The sequence below is a fragment of the Zoogloea sp. genome, assembly GCF_030157465.1.
Classification (GTDB): Bacteria; Pseudomonadota; Gammaproteobacteria; order Burkholderiales; family Rhodocyclaceae; genus Zoogloea.
On the sequence record NZ_JAOAUU010000062.1, the window covers coordinates 1 to 18391 of the forward strand.

At 66.0% G+C, this 18391-nt stretch carries 15 protein-coding genes; 7 read left to right on the forward strand and 8 right to left on the reverse strand.

From position 1 onward, the window contains the following. Nucleotides 1-410 precede the first annotated feature (410 nt). The 7 genes from Q1W26_RS08800 to Q1W26_RS08830 form a co-directional block, all read right to left on the reverse strand. The gene (locus Q1W26_RS08800) at nt 411-995 is read right to left on the reverse strand and encodes a hemerythrin domain-containing protein (protein ID WP_300438615.1); all 585 of its coding nucleotides are present in this window, start codon (nt 993-995) and stop codon (nt 411-413) included. Between the two features lie 59 nt (nt 996-1054). After that, nucleotides 1055-1801: an ABC transporter ATP-binding protein gene (locus Q1W26_RS08805; RefSeq protein ID WP_300438617.1), complete on the reverse strand. Its 747-nt coding sequence runs from the start codon at nt 1799-1801 to the stop codon at nt 1055-1057. 90 nt (nt 1802-1891) lie between these two features. After that, nucleotides 1892-3733, reverse strand: a complete 1842-nt coding sequence (locus tag Q1W26_RS08810) for a branched-chain amino acid ABC transporter ATP-binding protein/permease (protein WP_300438619.1) — start codon at nt 3731-3733, stop codon at nt 1892-1894. After that, the gene (locus Q1W26_RS08815; RefSeq protein ID WP_300438622.1) at nt 3730-4758 is read right to left on the reverse strand and encodes a branched-chain amino acid ABC transporter permease; all 1029 of its coding nucleotides are present in this window, start codon (nt 4756-4758) and stop codon (nt 3730-3732) included. The genes Q1W26_RS08810 and Q1W26_RS08815 overlap by 4 nt, the downstream gene beginning before the upstream one ends. Nucleotides 4759-4866: 108 nt before the next feature. Next, complete coding sequence (locus Q1W26_RS08820; protein ID WP_300438625.1) at nt 4867-6000, reverse strand: ABC transporter substrate-binding protein; 1134 nt, start codon at nt 5998-6000, stop codon at nt 4867-4869. 38 nt (nt 6001-6038) lie between these two features. Then, nucleotides 6039-6992 carry a 3-carboxyethylcatechol 2,3-dioxygenase gene (locus Q1W26_RS08825; RefSeq protein ID WP_300438628.1) on the reverse strand — a complete coding sequence of 318 codons (954 nt, stop codon included), beginning with the start codon at nt 6990-6992 and terminating at the stop codon, nt 6039-6041. Then, the gene (locus Q1W26_RS08830; protein ID WP_300438630.1) at nt 6993-8630 is read right to left on the reverse strand and encodes a bifunctional 3-(3-hydroxy-phenyl)propionate/3-hydroxycinnamic acid hydroxylase; all 1638 of its coding nucleotides are present in this window, start codon (nt 8628-8630) and stop codon (nt 6993-6995) included. It abuts the gene before it with no gap. Nucleotides 8631-8892: 262 nt separating this feature from the next. Here Q1W26_RS08830 and Q1W26_RS08835 point away from each other — a divergent pair, with 262 nt between their 5' ends. The 4 genes from Q1W26_RS08835 to Q1W26_RS08850 all read left to right on the forward strand — a co-directional run bounded on the left by Q1W26_RS08835 (nt 8893) and on the right by Q1W26_RS08850 (nt 13979). After that, nucleotides 8893-9714, forward strand: a complete 822-nt coding sequence (locus Q1W26_RS08835; protein ID WP_300438632.1) for a DNA-binding transcriptional regulator — start codon at nt 8893-8895, stop codon at nt 9712-9714. A 175-nt stretch (nt 9715-9889) separates the two neighbouring features. Beyond that, complete coding sequence (locus Q1W26_RS08840) at nt 9890-12214, forward strand: acetate/propionate family kinase (protein WP_300438635.1); 2325 nt, start codon at nt 9890-9892, stop codon at nt 12212-12214. Between the two features lie 101 nt (nt 12215-12315). Next, the gene (locus Q1W26_RS08845; protein ID WP_300438638.1) at nt 12316-12555 is read left to right on the forward strand and encodes a CDGSH iron-sulfur domain-containing protein; all 240 of its coding nucleotides are present in this window, start codon (nt 12316-12318) and stop codon (nt 12553-12555) included. 326 nt (nt 12556-12881) lie between these two features. Further along, on the forward strand, nt 12882-13979 hold the full coding sequence (locus tag Q1W26_RS08850) for an acyltransferase family protein (protein ID WP_300438640.1): 1098 nt from the start codon (nt 12882-12884) through the stop codon (nt 13977-13979). Nucleotides 13980-14264: 285 nt separating this feature from the next. On the opposite strand, the gene Q1W26_RS08855 is transcribed toward Q1W26_RS08850, so the two are convergent. Continuing rightward, entirely contained in the window at nt 14265-15317 is a 1053-nt protein-coding gene (locus Q1W26_RS08855) for an AraC family transcriptional regulator (protein WP_300438643.1), read from the reverse strand. Nucleotides 15318-15486: 169 nt separating this feature from the next. Between Q1W26_RS08855 and Q1W26_RS08860 the strand changes: the two genes are divergently transcribed. The 3 genes from Q1W26_RS08860 to Q1W26_RS08870 all read left to right on the forward strand — a co-directional run. Next, the gene (locus Q1W26_RS08860; protein ID WP_300438646.1) at nt 15487-16251 is read left to right on the forward strand and encodes a 3-hydroxyacyl-CoA dehydrogenase; all 765 of its coding nucleotides are present in this window, start codon (nt 15487-15489) and stop codon (nt 16249-16251) included. A gap of 84 nt (nt 16252-16335) precedes the next feature. Then, nucleotides 16336-17526, forward strand: a complete 1191-nt coding sequence (locus tag Q1W26_RS08865) for an acetyl-CoA C-acetyltransferase (protein WP_300438649.1) — start codon at nt 16336-16338, stop codon at nt 17524-17526. A gap of 147 nt (nt 17527-17673) precedes the next feature. Next, nucleotides 17674-18391, forward strand: a 718-nt coding sequence (locus tag Q1W26_RS08870; RefSeq protein ID WP_300438652.1) for an acyl-CoA dehydrogenase family protein, incomplete at its 3' end; no start/stop codon positions are given.

An 18391-nucleotide genomic window follows, 5' to 3' on the forward strand; every position in this document is an offset into this window, starting at 1 on the left:
GCGGCTGTCTGAGCCCGAAGGGCGAGTTCCGCGCCGGCCGCCTGCTGGGAGCAGCGCAGGGGAGTCGGCCGAAGGCCGACCGGTGAAGCCGGGTCGCCTTCTTTGCCTCCTTTCTTGGCGAAGCAAGAAAGAAGGTCGCCCGCCGGGGGCGAGTCCCCGGCCAATGTGACGCAAAACACGGGAAAGCCATACCGCAAGGCCTCACCGGTTTGCGGTCGAATGGAATGAACCACCAAGGTTCGCGCAACGTGTGGAAAGCGCTTCCCCCGACAGGTGAGACTCTCCAAGCCCGGCGGGTCGGCCAGGAAGAGTCATTACACACTTAACGCGAACATAGCCAAAGCAAACCGGCCACCTGGGTTGCAGGTGGCCGGTTGAAGGAATGCAGCGAGGGGATGCGGTGCTAAGGCTCAGCCCTGGTAGGGCCCTGCGCCCAGGCCGATGGGGGCCGGCGCCGAGGCGACGAGCTTGGAGAAGACGGCGGCGAAATCCTCCGGCTTCTCGCGGGTGCCGCCCATCGGGTCGGGTTCGGCGGCAAAGACGCGGTCCACGTCCCACCAATCTTCGGTGGTGAGATGCTCGCGGGCCAGCGGAATGATCTCCACCTCTTCCAGGATCATGTGGTTGCGGTAGAACTCGGCGTAGTTGTCAAAGGCGCGGGAAAACTCGACCAGCCTGCTGCTGTCGGCCTTGTAGACCTGCAGCGCGTCTTCCAGCGCCTTGATGCGCGCGGCTGCGCCCAGATGCTGGCGCTCGACCTTGGCCAGCGCCTCGGCACCGTCGGGGGTGCGCGTCTTTAGGCGCTCGAAGAGGAAATCCTCTTTCGGGTGGTGGCGCTTTTCCGGGTAGGCGTCGAGGTAGTGGATCATCGCCTCGAACAGCTTCAGGTCCGGCGTGAGTCGGCCGGCCGCCACTTCCTTGATCATGAAGCGGACGGCGTGAAGGATGGCGGCGAGGGACTGGTGCTCGTCCGAAATGATGCGTAAGGCTTCCATGGGGTTCTCCTTTGACGAAGCGGGGTGGACTGGCCACCCCGCTTCGATTTCGGTGATCTTTACGTTGAGAGCAGTTCCTGGTGCTTGCTCCCCAGGCCGAGGTAGCTTTCGATGACGCGCGGATCGTCACGCAGGGCGTGGGCTTCGCCGTGCATCTTGATGCCGCCGTTTTCGAGCACGTAGGCGTAGTCGGCCACCTGCAGCGCGGCGCGGGCGTTCTGTTCGACCAGCAGGATGGACACGCCGCGGCGGCGCAGCTCGGCGATGATGCGGAAGATCTCGCGCACGATCAGCGGCGCCAGGCCGAGGCTGGGTTCGTCGAGCATCAGGAGCTTGGGCCGGGCCATCAGGGCGCGGCCCACCGCCAGCATCTGGCGCTCGCCGCCGGACATCGTGCCGGCCTGCTGCAGGCGCCGCTCCTTGAGCCGCGGGAACAGGGCATACACCTCCTCCATCGTCTCGGCGTGGTCGCGCTTGCCGGTGCGGTGGCGCTGAAAGGCGCCGAGCAGCAGATTGTCCTCGATGGTCATGGTGCCGAACAGCTCGCGCTTTTCAGGCACGAGGTTCATGCCGCGCACCACCATGCGCTCGACTTCCGGCACCGATTCGATGCTGCCGTCGAAGGCGACTTCGCCGCGGGACGGCAAGAGGCCCATGATCGCCGACAGCGTGGTGGTCTTGCCCGCGCCGTTGGGGCCGATCACCGTGACGATCTTGCCCTCGCCAACGGCAAGGCTCACGCCGCTCACGGCCTCGACCTTGCCGTAGGCCACCGAGAGGTTTTTGACTTCAAGTACGTTTGCCATGTCAGGTCTCCTGCCGGGCCGCCCCAAGGGAGGCCTGCGCCCCCCGGGGGGGCAGCGAACAAAGTGAGCGTGGGGGCTGTTTTACATTCATCAGACACCTCCGAGGTAGGCTTCGAGCACGGCCGGATCCTTCTGGATCTCTTCCGGCAGGCCCTCGGCGATCTTCTCGCCGAATTCCATCACGACCACGCGGTCGACCAGGCTCATCACGAAATCCATGTCGTGCTCGACGATCAGCACGGCCATGCCTTCGGACTTGAGGCGGCGCAGCAGTTCGGTCAGGGCCTGTTTTTCCTTGAAGCGCAGGCCGGCGGCCGGCTCGTCGAGCAGCAGCAGGCAGGGGTCGGAACACAGGGCGCGGGCGATCTCGAGGATGCGCTGCTGGCCCAGGGCCAGGCTGCCGGCCTCGGTGTGCATGAACTCGCCCAGGCCGACGCGCTCGACCTGGATGGCGGCTTCGCGCATCAGGCGGGCTTCCTCGACGCGATCAAGACGCCAGGCGGCGGGCAGCACGCCCTTGCTGCCGCGGAGGTGGGCGCCGATGGCCACGTTTTCGAGCACCGTCATCTTGGGCAACAGGCGCACGTGCTGGAAGGTACGGCTCATGCCCAGCCCGGCGATCTCGCGGGACTGGTGGCCGGCCACCGGCTTGCCGCGGAACAGCACCTCGCCGGAAGTCGGCGTATCGACGCCGGAGAGCTGGTTGAACATGGTGCTCTTGCCGGCCCCGTTGGGGCCGATCAGCGCCAGGATCTCGCCGGCCTTCACCGACAGGCTCATGTTGTTGTTGGCCACGAGGCCGCCAAACTTGCGGGTGACGTTCTTGGCTTCCAGGATCATCTCGCCCATCGGCGGCTGGGGCTTCTTGTCCAGCGGCTGTGCGGACGCATCGATGACGCGGGGCGCCTCGCGCACCGGCACGATCTTGGCCAGCAGCGGCCACAGGCCGTCACGGGCGCGCTGCAGCACGATGACCATCATCACGCCGAACACGATCACCTCGAAGTTGCCGGCGCTGCCGAACACCTTGGGCAGAATGTCCTGCAGCCACTGCTTGAGCACCGTGATCACACCGGCGCCCACCAGCGCACCCCACACCTGCCCGGCACCGCCAACCACCGCCATGAACAGGTACTCGATGCCGATATGCAGGCCGAAGGGCGTCGGGTTAACAAAGCGCTGGAGGTGGGCATACAGCCAGCCTGCGGCACAGGCCTGGAGCGCGGCGATCACGAAGATCACCATGCGCGCGCGGGACGTATCCACGCCCATCGCCTCGGCCATCACCATGCCGCCCTTGAGCGCCCGGATCGCCCGGCCCTCGCGGGAATCCAGCAGGTTGCGGGTGGTGAACAAACCCAGCAGCACGAAGGCCCACACCAGATAGTAGTAATGACGGTTCTCGATCAGCTCGAAACCAAAGAGCTTGAGCGCCGGAATGCCCGACAGGCCGCCGTGGCCGCCCAGGAACTCCATGTTGCCGAACAGGAAGTACAGGCTGATGCCCCAGGCCATGGTGCCCAGCGGCAGGAAGTGGCCCGACAGCTTGAGCGTGACCGAGCCGAGGATGATCGCCACCAGGGCGGTCAGCACCAGACCGGCAATCAGCGCCAGCCACGGCGAACTGCCGATGGCTGCCAGCCAGCCCGGCAGCTCCTGGGAGGTGGTGAGCCAGGCCGTGGTGTAGGCACCCAGCCCGACGAAGGCCGCCTGCCCGAAGGAGGTGAGGCCGCCGACGCCGGTCAGGAGCACCAGCCCCAGCGCCACCAGCGCCGAGAGGCCGATGTAGTTGAGCAGCGTGACGTAGAAATCCGGCAGCACCAGCGGCGCCGCGGCGAGCAGCACCAGGAAGAGGCCGAGCACGTGCTTGGGCCCGACGCGGGAAGCCCCCGGCGCAGGCGCGCGGGAAGCGGTTTCGATACGGGAGTTCATTCTTCCTCCTCCACGTGATGGGAAGTCAGGGAGCGCCACATCAGCACCGGAATGATCAGCGTGAACACGATCACGTCCTTGAAGGCGCTGGCCCAGAAGGATGAGAAGGATTCCAGCAGGCCGACCAGGATCGCCCCGGCCGCGGCCAGCGGGTAGCTCGCCAGCCCGCCGATGATCGCGGCGACAAAGCCCTTGAGACCGATCAGGAAGCCGCTGTCGTAATAGATGGTGGTGAGCGGCGCGACCAGTACCCCGGACAGCACGCCGATGACGGCCGCCAGGAAGAAGGTCAGGCGTCCGGCCAGCGCCGGCGAAATGCCCATCAGGCGCGCACCGTTGCGGTTGATGGCGGTGGCGCGCAGGGCCTTGCCGTACAGCGTGCGGTCGAAGAACAGGTAGAGCCCGACGATCAGCACCAGCGAGGCGAGGATCACGACCAGCGTGTGGCCACCCACCATCAGCGTGCCAAGCTCAAGCTGGGCTTCGCTGAACGGCGTGGTGCGCGAACCTTCGGGGCCAAACGCCAGCAGGCCGAAACCGACCATGGCCAGGTGCACCGCCACCGAGATGATCAGCAGCACCAGCACCGGCGCCTCGGCCACCGGCTGAAAGGCGACGCGGTAGAGCATCGGGCCCATCGGCACGACGATCGCCAGCGTGACGATCACCCGCGCCCACGTGGACAGCTCTGCCAGCGGCAGAACCCACAGCAGGCCGGCCAGCGCCAGCGGGTAGGCCAGGTTCCAGAGCACCGACCTGCCGATGGTGCGGCGGCCCGTGGCGGAGAACAGGTCGACACCCAGCGCCAGCACGCCCAGGCCGGCCAGCAGCCACACCGTGGTGGGCAAATGGCCACCTTCGAGGGCGGCCATCGTTAAGGCACCCCAGGCCAGGAATTCGCCCTGGGGAATGAAAATGACTCGGGTTACGGCAAACACCAGCACCAGCGCCAGCGCCAAAAGCGCGTAGATGGCACCGTTGGTGACGCCGTCCTGCCCGAGCATCGCAATGATTTCTGCATCCATGAGCGAACTCCTGTGGAGCGACGACGGGCCTGCCGGGCAGGTCCGTCGCGATGGAACGACAAGTTGGAGCAACACACGGGGCCGGCGCGCCGGCCCACGGGCGCTTGCTTACTTCACCAGTTTCCAGTGATTGTTCTCGACCTTGATCAGGACGATGGCGCTGGCGTCGTAGCCGGCGTGGTCATTGGGGCCCATGGTGTAGACGCCGTTGGTGCCCACCAGCTTGGAGGTCTTCTCGATGCCGTCACGCAGGGCGGCGCGGAATTCCGGCGTGCCCGCCTTGATCTTGGCCTTCTGCGCGCCGGTGATGGCGTTCTGCAGCAGCAGCCAGGCATCCCAGCTGGCGCCGGCAAAGGTGGAGCGGGAGTCCGCGCCGTACTTGGCTTCGAGGGTCTGCACGAAAGCCACGGCGCTCTTCTTGGAGGGGTGGCTGTCGGGCAGCTGTTCAGCCACCAGCACCGGGCCCACCGGAATCAGCGCGCCTTCGACGTTCTTGCCGCCGACCCGCAGGAATTCCTTGCTGGTGACGCCGTGGGATTGATAGATGCGACCCTTGAAACCGCGCTCGCGCAGGGTGATCTGGGGCATCGCGGCGGGCGTGCCGGAGGCGCCGACGAACACGGCGTCGGGCTTGGCGCTGATCACCTTGAGGGCCTGGGCCTGGACGCTGGGGTCGGCACGGCCATAGCGCTCGGAGGCGACGATGGTGATCTTGCCTTCGGCGGCCTTGGTCAGCGCCTTGTGCAGCACTTCGCCCCACGAATCCGAGAAGCCGATGAAACCGACCGTCTTGACGCCGTTGGCCAGCATGTCGGCCACCACGCGCTGAACCATGAGGTCGGCCGAGGGCTCGCTGCGGAACACGAAACCGCGCTTGTCGCCGGACACGTCGAGCGGCGCGACGGAGATCATCGGCACCTTTTCGGCGTTGGCCACGTCAGCGATGGCGGTGGCGGTGCTGATCAGGTTGGGGCCGAGAATGGCGTCGACCTTGTCTTCGCTGATCAGCTTGCGGGCGTTCTTGACGGCCGCGGTGGGGTCGGTGGTGTCGTCGAGCAGGATGAAGTTCACCTTCTCGCCGCCCACGGTGGCCGGAAACAGCGACACGGCCTTGCGCGTTTCGGCGCCCAGCGCAGCGGCCGGGCCGGTCATCGAGGCAATCACGCCAACGTTGATGTCGGCCAGGGAAGGGGTGGCAGCCAGCGCGGCGGCGGTCATCACGAACAGGTTTTTCAGTTTCATTTTTTTCTCCTCAGTGGGGTGGTGCGTGTGGTGCGGATTCAGTCGGGCCGGGATACGCCGGTAAGTGCGGCGAATCCGGCAATCCATTCGGGAATCGCCCGGTAGTAGCGGGCACGGGCTTCGTAATGGCCGCCGGTGGCGGCGTTCATGGCGGCGTTGGCGGCAACCCAGGTTTTCACTTCGTGGGCCGATGCGCCGGCCGCTTCGGTGATGGCGTCGTTGCCGTAGCCGTCGAGGGCGGCCCAATCCTGGCAGGCCAGGTTGGCCATGAAGTCCTCGTCCCAGCGCGGGTTGAGCGGGTGCAGCGGGCTGGTGCCGGCAGCAAACTGGGTGGCCGCGTCGATGGTGCGCTGCTGGCGCGCGGCGCGGGCTTCGGCCGTGGGGTTGCGGCCGGCGATCAGGCGCTCGGCGACTTCCGGCGCGGCGGTGGCCATCTGCGGCACCGGCGGGTTGTGCGAGAGGCCGCCGGAGCCGATGAAGAGCACGCGCTTGTCGAGCTGGCGGGCGAACTCGCCCACCGCTTCGCCAAACTGGCGGGCACGCCGGAAGCTGATCACCGGCGGCGCCACGCTGTTGATGAAGAGCGGAATCACCGGGTAGCGGGCGAGGCTGCCGGTGAGTTCTTCCAGCGGCTGGGCGAAGCCGTGGTCCACCTGCATGCGGTAGGACACGGCCAGGTCGATGTCCCGGCCCACCACGTGGGCGGCGCAGGCTTCGGCGATGTCGCGCGGCACCGGCAGCGGGCCGGCCGAGGTGCTGTAATCGCCCACCGACTCGGCCGCGGTGCCGATGCACAGCTGCGGCATGGCATCAAGGAAGAAGCCGTTGTAGTGGTCGGGGGCGAACAGGAAGATCAGTTCCGGATCGAAGGCCACAACCTCTTCACCCAGCTGGGCGACGAGACGGGCCACCTCGTCCACGACTTCCGGCAGCGGGTCCACGTTGCCCTTGAGCGGCGTGTGGGACAAGCAGGTGAGCAGTGCCTTGGTCATTTACGCCTTGCCTCCGGAGGTCACCACCAGGCCCATCTTGTCGGCCACCGCGGCGATGAGTTCGTTCACTTCGATCGGGAAGGCGATGCCGGCCACGAAGCGGTCGGGGCGCAGCAGCACGATGGAACCCGGATGCTGGCCGAACCATTCCTTGAAACGCATCTGCTCGTCGCCGAGGACGTCGGTCTTGTCGGTCATGTCCACCGTGCGGTCGATCTGCACGGTCGGCTTGAGGGTCACGATCTTCGCGCCAAGGGCTTCGAGAATGGCACGGCTCCTGGGGTTCAGCCAGTAGTTGGGATCGGCGCCCCAGGCCAGCAGCGCGAAGCCCTTGCCCAGTGCGTCGTCCAGCAGCTTGACCTCGCCCTGGCGGGTGCGGACCTTGGGCTGGATGAACATGCGCCCGACCGGCGAATTCTTGCGGCGGGTTTTCTCGTGCACCACCAGGCCGTTCTCGTAGAAGGGCATCGGCTTGAAGCGCATCTCCATGAAGTAGCGCTTGACCGGCGGAATGTAGTTGAGCACCCAGGTGGTGGCGTCGCGCAGGCCGGCCAGGAGCGCGCTGCGCGGCGAGAAGATGCGCCCGGCGGTCACCGACAGGTCGATCATCGCCTTGGCGTGCAGCGGGCGCTCGGACTGGTAGGTTTCGAGCAGCGCGTCGCTGCCCTTGCCGTTGACCACGTAGGCCAGCTTCCAGGCCAGGTTGGTGGCGTCGCGCATGCCGGTGTTGTAACCCTGGCCCTGCCACACGGGCATGATGTGCGCGGCGTCGCCGGCCAGCATGATGCGGCCGATCTTCCAGCGATCCGCGATACGGGCGTTGTGGGTATAAACGCGCTTGCGGATGAAGTCGAGGCGGCTGATGTCCACATTGGCCGGCAGCACCTTGGCCAGCAGTACGGCCATGCTTTCGGGGGTGGTCATCTGCTCTTCGGTTTCGTTCTCGAAGATCATGAACTCGAAGCGGCGCACGCCGTCGGGCAGCGCCACCGACACGTAGGGACGCTTCGGGTCGCTGTGCATATAGATGTTGGGCACGCCGAGCGGATCGTTACGGATGTCCACCACCAGCCACTTGGAGGTATCGGTGAAGCCGCCGAAGCCCACGTTGAGCGTGGTGCGGATGAAGCTGCGGCCACCGTCGGCGGCCACCAGGTACTTGCAGCGCAGCGCGTTGACCTTGCCCTTGTGCTTCACGGTCAGGCTGACGCCAGTGCCGTCCTGGTCGAATTTTTCCAGCTCGGCGCCCATCCACACTTCCACGCCCGGAAATCGCTTGAGGCCGTCCATCAGTTCGCGGTCGACCGCCGGCTGGTTGAAGGCGTTGCGGCGCGACCAGCCGAAGTCGTCGGTGCGCGGCTCGATGGAGGCAAAGCAACGACCGCTGGCGGTCACGAAGCGCATCCAGTGGTAAGGCGTCAGGTGCTGCTGCACCGTGCCGGCCAGGCCGATGCCCTGAATGCTGCGCAGGCATTCGTCGTCCATGCCGACGGCGCGGGGGTAATCGATGAGTTCCTCGCCCTTTTCCAGCAGCAGCACCTTGACGCCGTACTGGCCGAGGGTGTTGCTGATGGTCAGGCCGACGGGGCCGGCACCGACGACGATCACGTCGGCATCGAAATCTTGAGCAGCGCTCATGGGGTATCTCCTCCCGGGTGGGATTGGGCAGGCGGGAGGAGAACCTCCGCCGCACGGATCAGTGGTGTGTCAGTCGTCGCCCGCAACGGGCGGACGGCTTTTCTTCTTGGCGCTTCCAGGCCTTGCATTCCGGAAGACGGCAGGCACATGCTTTTTTATGGGCGCATCAACGGGATTGATTCTAGGATCACCCTGATCCACATCAAAAAATCAAAACAAAACGTCCACCTGTTGCACAATCTTGTTTTGGCGAGGGTTTCAGATGCGCACAAACAGCGGAGCCGATTACGCACCGGTTCGCGGCCTGACCCGCGGACTCGACCTGCTGCGCACCCTCAACAGCCAGGAAGGCGGCCGCTCGACCCTCGCCCAGCTGGCGCAGGTCACCGGCCTGCACCGCACGACGGTGCGCCGCCTGCTCGAAACCCTGATCACCGAAGGCTACGTGCGGCGCAGCGAATCCGACGACCGCTACTGCCTGGCCCTGCGCGTCCGCTCGCTGGCCGAAGGCTTTCGCGACGAGGACTGGATCTCGTCCATCGCGGCCCCGGCCCTCAGCGAACTGCTGCAATCCGTGGTGTGGCCCTCAGACCTCACCACGCAGCAGGGCGCCAACATGGTGATCCGCGAATCGACCCACCGCTTCAGCCCGCTGTCGTTTCACCGGGCGATGGTCGGGCAATCCCTGCCGATGCTGCTGACCGCCGCCGGACGGGCTTTCTTCGCCCACAGCCCGGACGAGCAGCGCGAACAGATCCTCGAACTCATCCGCGGCGGCGGCGACACCGAGCAGGCCCGCCTGGCCGCCGACGACCGCTTTGTCACCAAGATCGTCGCCCGCACCCTCGAAAGCGGCTTCGCCAGCAACGACGGCGAGTGGACATCCCAGCGCAAGATCGGGGCCCTGGCCCTGCCCATCCTGTTCAAGAACCAGCCCGTGGGCGCCGTAAACATCGTCTATCTGAACCGGGCGGTCACGCTGAAGGAAGCCGTGCGGCGCTACCTGCCGGCCCTGCAAAAGGCCGCCAGCCGCATCGAGGCACAACTGACCGACGCCCCGCCCACGCTGCCTGCCGCGCCCTGAAGCGCCCGCGGCGCTCGTGCGTTGCGCCGCAACAACAAGGCACCGCCCCAATCCGTCTCTTCCATCACGAATGCCTGTAACGGCAATCGTGTAATCATTCGGCCACACTTTGACGCACCGCAACATGGTGCTAGTCTTTCAACTTGAAATAACCCGACGCCGAGCGAGAAACACCATGAGCGAAGTCGATCTCAAGAAATTCTTCCTCGAACAGGTACGCCTGTTTGAAAGCTTCCCGGCCGACAAGGTCGAGAAGATCGTCAACCTGTCCAGGCTGACCACCTACGAAGGCAACGAAGCCATGCTGGAGACCGGCGACGAAGGCCGCGTGATCGGCGTGATGATCAGCGGCCACGCCGAAATCTCCACCACCGACAAGACCGGCACCCGCACCGTCATCAGCCAGCTCGGCCCGGGCGATGTCTTCGGCACCCTGTCGATCCTGACCGGCGACCCCGTGAGCGCCGACGTCATCGCGGGCAACCGCTGCTTCGTGCTGCTGATTCCGGAATCGGTCTTCCACACCTACATCCTGACCAACCCGAAGGCCGTCGCCCTGCTCTCGCGCATCCTGGCCGAACGCACCCGCGCCATGACGGCGGATGCCGGCAACACCCAGGCCCGCGACGTGGCCTGGGCCGATGACCCCTACGCCCTGTCGCTGATCACCCACGCGCCGGGCAAGGTGCTGGTGCTCAACGTCGGCATCAGCCAGATCCACTTCGGCATCTACGATACCCACGACCTCGGCTCCGACGTCCACGGCATCATCGACAACACCGAACCCGCGGCCGCGCGCATCAGCGTCACCGTCGGCACCCAGACCCGCAGCTTCGAGCGGCCCCGCTTCCCCATCACCGAGCTGTTCGCCGTGATGCAGGAATCGACCAGCCTGCTCGGCGAGGCCTTCGCCTTCCACCCGCAGGACGTGAGCGCCGTCGGCCACCGCGTCGTGCATGGCGGCAGCAAGTTCGCCAGCTCGGTGGTTATCACGCCGGCCGTCATCGCCGACATCGAAGCCCTGTCGGTCTTCGCACCGCTGCACAACCCGGTGAACGTGGATGGCATCCGCGAGGCCATGAAGCAGCTGCCCGGCGTGCCCCACGTGGCCGTCTTCGACACCGCCTTCCACCAGACGCTGCCGCCCTACGCCTATCTGTACGGCCTGCCCTACGACCTCTACAAGCAGGACGGAATCCGCCGCTACGGCTTTCACGGCACCTCGCACCGCTATGTTTCGCTGAAGTCGGCCGAAGTGCTGCAGCGCCCGCTGGGTGAGCTCGAAATCGTCTCCTGTCACCTGGGCATCGGCGCCTCCCTGTGCGCCATCGACCACGGCCGCTCGGTGGACACCAGCATGGGCATGACGCCCACCGACGGCCTGATCATGCCGAGCCGCTCCGGCAGCATCGACCCGGCGGTGATGATCCACCTCCTTGAACACCACAAGATGTCGCCCGACGCGCTGTCCACGCTGATCAATACCGAGAGCGGCCTCAAGGGCATTTCCGGCATTTCCAGCAACATCCACGACATCGAGAACGCCGCCAGCGACGGCCATCACCGCGCCCTGCTGGCCCACAAGGCCTTCTGCTACCAGGTGCGCAAGAACATCGGCGCCTACGTGGCGGCGATGGGCGGCATCGACGTGCTGGCCTTCACCGGCGACATCGGCGAAACCAGTGCCGCAGTGCGCAGCCTGGCCTGCCAGGGCCTCGGCTACATGGGCATCAAGCTCGACGAGGAAAAGAACCGCAACCTCGGCAACGTGGCGGATTTCGCGATCATCTCGGCCGACGACTCGCCGGTCACCATTCTCGTCATCAACAATGACGACGAGCGCCTGGTGGCCTGGGAAACCCTGCGCGCCATCGAGCGCAACGAACTCATCCTCGAGATGAAGGAAGACCAGGCCGACGCGCCGATCCCCGTCGAGATTTCCGCCCACCACGTGCACCTGTCGCAATCCGACGTGGAAAAGCTCTTCGGCCCCGGCCACCAGCTCACGCCGGAACACGAACTGTCCCAGCCCGGCCAGTTTGCCTGCGCCGAGAAGGTGCACCTCGTCGGCCCCAAGGGGCGCATCGCCAATGTTCGCGTGCTCGGCCCGACCCGCAAGGAAACCCAGGTCGAAATCGCCATGACCGAGCAGTTCAAGGTCGGCATCCAGCCCCCGATCCGCGAATCGGGCGACCTCGCCAACACGCCCGGCATCACCCTCGAAGGCCCGTACGGCTCCACCGCCATCGAGCGCGGCGTGATCTGCGCCCAGCGGCACATCCACATGACCCCGGAAGACGCCCTGCGTTTTCGCGTGCGCGACAAGTACATCGTGCGCGTGCGCGTCGAAGGCGAACGCGAGCTGATCTTCGGCGACGTGGTGGTGCGCGTGAACCCGGCCTACCGGCTGGCCATGCACATCGACACCGACGAAGGCAACGCGGCCAACATCCGCACCGGCATGCAGGGTTACATCGAAGAAATCCAGAGCCGCCACTGACGGGCATGAGTTGATCGCCGGCTCAGTGCCGGAATTCGGGACTAGACTGGAAAGCGGTGGGGCGATGCCTTGCCGCTTTTCTTTTTTCCACGGAGAAAAACATGCCCGAACCCCTTATCGCGCAAAAAGCCCCCTACCCGGTTGACGTGGAGGCCGGCCAGACTTACCGGTGGTGTGCCTGCGGCAAGAGCGCAAAGCAACCCTTCTGCGACGGCAGCCACAAGGGCTCCGAATTCACGCCGCTGAAGTACACGCCGGACGCATCGGGCACGGTGTACTTCTGCGGCTGCAAGCACAGCGCCACCCCGCCCCTGTGCGACGGTACGCATAAAAAACTCTAGCCTGACGGACCGGGTCCGGGCGTCGTCGGCGTCCGGACCTGCCGGAAAAATCAACAGTTTCGCCACCAGACACCGACGCATCCGGCCCTTCTCGGCGGGCATGAACAAATCCACACCCGCGCCCCGGAGAAGTGGTGAATTGCCCGGAAGCCCCCTTCCGATCGGCCCGCAGCTCGCATCCAGGGAGTATAATTTCCGGCTTTCGCCCGGCTGCTGCAGTGCACCATTTCGCAACCACGGCCCGCCTGCTTGCCGGCCGGCCCGCGTCGGGCACCGATTTCTGCTCCGGAGGATGCGCAAACATCATGCGCCGTGAAGCTTCAAGAATGCCCGCCGTGGACGCCCTCAAGGCCACCGCCTGCGTGCTGATCGTCCTGCACCACCTGGCCTTCTACGGCCCCATGGCCGACGTGGCCAAGCCACTGGCGCCCGGCGTCATCGACTTCCTGTTCGAATACGCCCGCATGGCCGTGCAGGTTTTCCTGGTCACCTCCGGCTTCCTGTTCGCAGCCAAGTTCGGCCCGCTCGGCGGCGCCGCAATCCAGACGCCGCTCAACCTGCTGTTCCAGCGTTACACGCGCCTCGTGGTGCCCTATTCGGCCGCCCTGCTGCTGGCCATCGCCTGTTCAGCCGTGGCCGCAGTCTGGATGGATCACCGCTCGATTTCCGATCCGCCCGACCTCGGCCAGCTGCTCGCCCACGTGCTGCTGCTGCACGACCTGCTCGACCAGGAAGCCCTGTCGGCCGGCGTGTGGTACGTGGCCATCGACTTCCAGCTCTTCGCGCTGGCCGTGCTGCTGATGTGGCTGCCCGGCCGCCTTTCCGGCGCGCGCCCCGCCCTGCAGGCCCTGGCGCCGCTGCTGGTCATCGGCATGACCCTCGCCTCCCTGTTCGGCTTCAACCGCGATGCCCTCTGGGACGAAACCGCGCTCTACTTCTTCGGCGCCTTCGGGCTGGGCATTCTCGCCGGCTGGGCTGTTCGCCAGCGCCGCTCCGGGCTGTGGCTGGCCGCCCTCACGCTGGTCGCACTGGCCGCGCTGGCGGTGGATTTCCGCGAGCGCATCGCCGTGGCCACAGGCGTGATGCTCTTTCTCGGCCTGTCGGCGCGGAGCGGCCTGCTTTACACCCTGCCGCTGCCGGCGGCAGTCGGCCGCCTGGCCCAGATTTCGTACTCGGTTTTTTTGGTGCACTTTCCGATCAGCCTGCTGGTGAACGCCGCGGTCAGCGGTTTCTTCCCCGCCAACCCGGTCATCAACGCCATCGGAATGGTCACCGCACTGGCCCTGAGCATTGCCGGCGGCGAGCAGTTCTATCGCCGCATCGAAAGCCGCAACCTGCCCACCCGCACCCGCCTGCTCTTTCCGGCCGGTGTCGTGGCCGGCGGCTGGCTGGCCGCGCTGGCGGCCACCAACCTGGGCGGCTGACCCGCCCCGGCGGCAGCGGTCGCAAAAACGGCAACAATCCGGCCTGGATTGTTGCCGTTTTTTATGGCTCTGTCATCGTTGTCTGTGGAAATGCATTAACCCGACGATCCAGGGACCATGTAGGGGCGACTTCAGTCGCCCGCGGACTCCGGGTCAACGGCTTGCCCGTGATTCAACGCGTGGATGGGCGACTGAAGTCGCCCCTACAAGTCGCCCCCACACAGGCAAAGCAACGTACCTGCAACTGAAGCAAAGATTCCACAGGTAACGGTGACATAGCCTTTTTTATTGCCCCGCCAGCGCCCGCCGGTATTCGCCCGGCCGGGCGCCGGTCCATTTCTTGAAAGCCCGGTGAAAGGCGCTGGCCTCGGCAAAGCCCAGGTCGAGGGCGATGTCGAGCACCGACTTCTCTGAATGGCACAACTGGCTGATGGCCAGATCGCGGCGCAGATCGTCCTTGATCGACTGATAGGACTGACCTTCATCCAGCAAGTGACGGCGCAGGGTCGACACCGAGCTGTGGAGCTGCTGGGCCAGGGTTTCGAAATCCGGCCAGGTATCGGGCGGGATGTGTCGCAACTGGCGGCGGATGCGCGCCACGAGACCGTCGCTGTTGCGGTATTTGACGAGGAAGTTGGCCGGCGCACTGCGCAGGAAAACCTTCATCGTGCGCTCGTTCTGCACATTGGCCATGGCCAGGAATTCAGCCGGAAAGGCAATCGCGGTTTCCGGCTCGCCAAAACGCAGGTCGGGTGAAAACAGCACCCGCCACTCGGGGCTGTAAGCGGGCTCGGCGCAGCGAAAGCGCGCCGAATCCAGCGGAATCCGCCGCCCCACCAGCCAGCAGGCAAGGCCGTGCAGCATGATCAGGAAGGTGCCGCAGGCAAAGGCCCGCCCCGGCTCGGAGTGGCGCTCCCTGATCACCACCCGGGCGGTTTCGCCATTGGCCTGCAGCTCGCCTTCCATGTCGTCGAGGATCAGGCGAAAGAAGCGCAGCGCCCGGCGCAAGGCCCGCTCCAGGGTGTCGCAGTGGATCACGCTGTGGCACAGCAGCGTGAAGCTGCCGGCCTTCATCGGGTGGCTGTCCATGCCAAAAAACTCGTCGTCCATCGCCTCGGCGATCAGGTGCCACAGCAAGCCGAAGTGCGCCGACGACACCCGCGCCTGCGGGGCGTTGAGGAGTTCGGGCGAAATGCCGGCGCGATTGAGCAGATCGAGGGCATCGAAGCCCCGCTCGCGCACGCCGACCAGCGCTTCCTGGACGAAGCCGATGGAGATGGTGCCTTTATCGGATGTACGATCGCGCAGCAGGGGCATGTGGAAACCGGAAAAAGTCATGCGACGGCCGAGGGCCGAAAGAGCCGTTTTGCGGCGCCGCAATATGGCAAATTCTATCATTCACATTGAGCGTTTATGGCATGGAGGCCAGCCGGGCGAGGCCCTAGACTGCGCCACACATCGAGCCCCCGCGGGCAACCCATTCACCGACAGCAATCAGGAGAGCTTCATGGAGATCAAGGGCAACGTATTCGTGGTGACCGGCGGCGGTTCCGGCCTTGGCGCAGCCACCGCGCGGATGATCGTCGCGGCAGGCGGCAAGGCCGTGCTGGCCGACGTGAACAAGGAAGCCGGCGAAGCGCTGGCTGCCGAACTGGGCGCCAATGCGCGCTTCGTCGCCACCGACGTGACCAATGAAGACAGCGCCAAAGGCGCCTTCGCCGCGGCCGTCGAAATGGGCACGCTGCGCGGGCTGGTGAACTGTGCCGGCATCGCCCCCGCCGAGAAGATCGTCGGCCGTGAAGGCCCGCACAAGCTGGAATCCTTCACCCGCACGATCACCATCAACCTGATCGGCAGCTTCAACATGATCCGGCTCGCCGCCGAGATCATGAACAAGAACGAAGCCAACGCCGGCGGCGAACGCGGCGTGATCGTCAGCACCGCCTCGGTGGCCGCCTTCGACGGCCAGCTCGGCCAGGCCGGCTACGCGGCATCCAAGGGCGGCGTCGTCGCCATGACCCTGCCGATCGCCCGCGAACTGTGCCGCACCGGCATCCGCGTGATGACCATCGCCCCCGGCATCATGGAAACCCCGATGCTCCTCGGCATGCCCGCCGACGTTCAGGACGCCCTCGGCAAGATGGTTCCCTTCCCCTCCCGCATGGGCAAGCCGGCCGAGTTTGCCGCGCTGGTCGAGCACATCTTCAGCAACAGCTACCTGAACGGCGAAGTCATCCGCCTCGACGGCGCCATCCGCATGGCCGCCAAGTAAGAACCACGCCCGGGGCGGCGACCAGTGGGTCGCGCCCCTTCGCTTCTTGCGCACCCCACCCGAATTCAAGAAAGGTTTTCCTTCATGACCACCACCAACGATCCGATCGTCATCGTCTCCGCAGTCCGCACCCCGATGGGCGGCTTCCAGGGCGACTTCGCCAGCCTCACCGCGCCCCAGTTGGGCGGCGTGGCCATCAAGGCCGCCGTCGAGCGCGCCGACATGTCGGCCGAAGCTGTCGAGGAAGTGATCTTCGGCTGTGTGCTGCCCGCCGGCCTCGGCCAGGCACCCGCCCGCCAGGCCGCCCTCGCCGCCGGCCTGCCGCTGTCGGCCGGCTGCACCACGGTCAATAAAATGTGCGGCTCGGGCATGAAGGCCACCATGCTGGCCCACGACCTGCTTGTCGCCGGCACCAACGACGTGATGATCGCGGGCGGAATGGAATCCATGACCAACGCCCCCTACATCCTGCCCAAGGCCCGCGGCGGCTACCGCCTCGGCCACGGCCAGATCTTCGATCACATGTTCCTCGACGGCCTCGAAGACGCCTACGACAAGGGCCGCCTGATGGGCACCTTTGCCGAAGAATGCGCCGGCGCCTACGGCTTCACTCGCGAAGAGCAGGACGCCTACGCCATCACGTCCACCACCCGCGCCCAGGCGGCAATCAAGGATGGCTCCTTCGCGTGGGAAATCGTCCCCGTCACCATTTCCGGCCGCAAGGGCGACGTGACCATCGCCAGCGACGAGCAGCCGCCCAAGGCCAACATCGACAAGATCCCCAGCCTCAAGCCGGCCTTCAAGAAGGACGGCACCGTAACCCCGGCCAACTCCAGCTCCATCTCCGACGGCGCCGCCGCGCTGGTGATGATGCGCGCCTCCACCGCCGCCGCGAAGGGCTTGAAGCCGCTAGCCAAAATCGTCGGCCACAGCACCCACGCCCACCAGCCCGCCCTCTTCGCCACCGCCCCGGTCGGCGCAATGCAGAAGGTGCTGGCCAAGACCGGCTGGACCACCGCCGACGTGGACCTGTGGGAAATCAACGAAGCCTTCGCCGTGGTCACCATGGCCGCCATCCGTGACCTCAAGCTCGACCACGCCAAGGTGAACATCCACGGCGGCGCCTGCGCCCTCGGCCACCCCATCGGCGCCTCCGGTGCCCGCATCATCGTCACGCTGCTGGGCGCCCTGCAAAAAACCGGCGGCAAGAAGGGCATCGCCAGCCTCTGCATCGGCGGCGGCGAAGCAACGGCCCTCGCCGTCGAGATGCTCTAAGTGGCATGCGTCGGGTTACGCCCTGCGGGCTAACCCGACCTACGCATCACCCGCATCCCCGTAGGTCGGGTTAGCGCAGCGTAACCCGACACCCGCGCCGCCCGCCACGCCATCGCCCGCGGCCGAACCCATCATCAAGAGACAAACATGATCCTCACCCAAGAACAGGAAATGATCCGCGACTCCCTCCGCGCCTTTGCCCAGGAGCGCCTCGCGCCCTTCGCCGCGGAATGGGATCGCAACAGCACCTTCCCGGCCCAGGCCCTCAAGGAGCTCGGCGAACTCGGCGCCCTCGGCATGTGCGTGCCCGAAGAATGGGGCGGTGCCGGCATGGATTACATGTCGCTGGTGCTCGCGCTGGAAGAAATCGCCGCCGGCGACGGCGCCACCTCCACCATCGTCAGCGTGCAGAATTCGCTGCCCTGCGGCATCACCAACAAGTACGGCACCGACGCCCAGAAGGAAGAATGGCTAAAGCCCCTGGCCCGCGGCGAAAAGCTCGGCTGCTTCTGCCTGACCGAACCCCACACCGGCTCCGACGCCTCGGCCATCACCACCCGCGCCGACCGCGACGGTGACGATTTCGTGATCAACGGCGTCAAGCACTACATCACCACCGGCAAGTACGCCGACATGGCCATCGTCTTCGCCGTCACCAACAAGGCCGCCGGCAAGCGGGGCATCTCCTGCTTCCTGGTGCCCACCGCCACGCCCGGCTACAGCGTCGCCCGCATCGAACGCAAGATGGGCCAGCACGCCTCCGACACCTGCCAGATCGTCTTCGAGAACTGCCGCGTGCCCGCCTCGGCGCTGCTCGGCAAGGAAGGCGAAGGCTACAAGATCGCCCTGTCCAACCTCGAAGCCG

Excerpts from the sequence above, each read along its gene's own strand:
- Q1W26_RS08845 (WP_300438638.1), top strand. The coding sequence starts at position 12,316 with ATGCCCGAACCCCTTATCGCGCAAAAAGCCCCCTACCCGGTTGACGTG.
- Q1W26_RS08850 (WP_300438640.1), top strand. The coding sequence starts at position 12,882 with ATGCCCGCCGTGGACGCCCTCAAGGCCACCGCCTGCGTGCTGATCGTC.
- Q1W26_RS08805 (WP_300438617.1), bottom strand. The coding sequence starts at position 1,801 with ATGGCAAACGTACTTGAAGTCAAAAACCTCTCGGTGGCCTACGGCAAG.
- Q1W26_RS08860 (WP_300438646.1), top strand. The coding sequence starts at position 15,487 with ATGGAGATCAAGGGCAACGTATTCGTGGTGACCGGCGGCGGTTCCGGC.
- Q1W26_RS08800 (WP_300438615.1), bottom strand. The coding sequence starts at position 995 with ATGGAAGCCTTACGCATCATTTCGGACGAGCACCAGTCCCTCGCCGCC.
- Q1W26_RS08825 (WP_300438628.1), bottom strand. The coding sequence starts at position 6,992 with ATGACCAAGGCACTGCTCACCTGCTTGTCCCACACGCCGCTCAAGGGC.
- Q1W26_RS08840 (WP_300438635.1), top strand. The coding sequence starts at position 9,890 with ATGAGCGAAGTCGATCTCAAGAAATTCTTCCTCGAACAGGTACGCCTG.
- Q1W26_RS08815 (WP_300438622.1), bottom strand. The coding sequence starts at position 4,758 with ATGGATGCAGAAATCATTGCGATGCTCGGGCAGGACGGCGTCACCAAC.
- Q1W26_RS08835 (WP_300438632.1), top strand. The coding sequence starts at position 8,893 with ATGCGCACAAACAGCGGAGCCGATTACGCACCGGTTCGCGGCCTGACC.
- Q1W26_RS08810 (WP_300438619.1), bottom strand. The coding sequence starts at position 3,733 with ATGAACTCCCGTATCGAAACCGCTTCCCGCGCGCCTGCGCCGGGGGCT.
- Q1W26_RS08855 (WP_300438643.1), bottom strand. The coding sequence starts at position 15,317 with ATGACTTTTTCCGGTTTCCACATGCCCCTGCTGCGCGATCGTACATCC.
- Q1W26_RS08865 (WP_300438649.1), top strand. The coding sequence starts at position 16,336 with ATGACCACCACCAACGATCCGATCGTCATCGTCTCCGCAGTCCGCACC.
- Q1W26_RS08820 (WP_300438625.1), bottom strand. The coding sequence starts at position 6,000 with ATGAAACTGAAAAACCTGTTCGTGATGACCGCCGCCGCGCTGGCTGCC.
- Q1W26_RS08830 (WP_300438630.1), bottom strand. The coding sequence starts at position 8,630 with ATGAGCGCTGCTCAAGATTTCGATGCCGACGTGATCGTCGTCGGTGCC.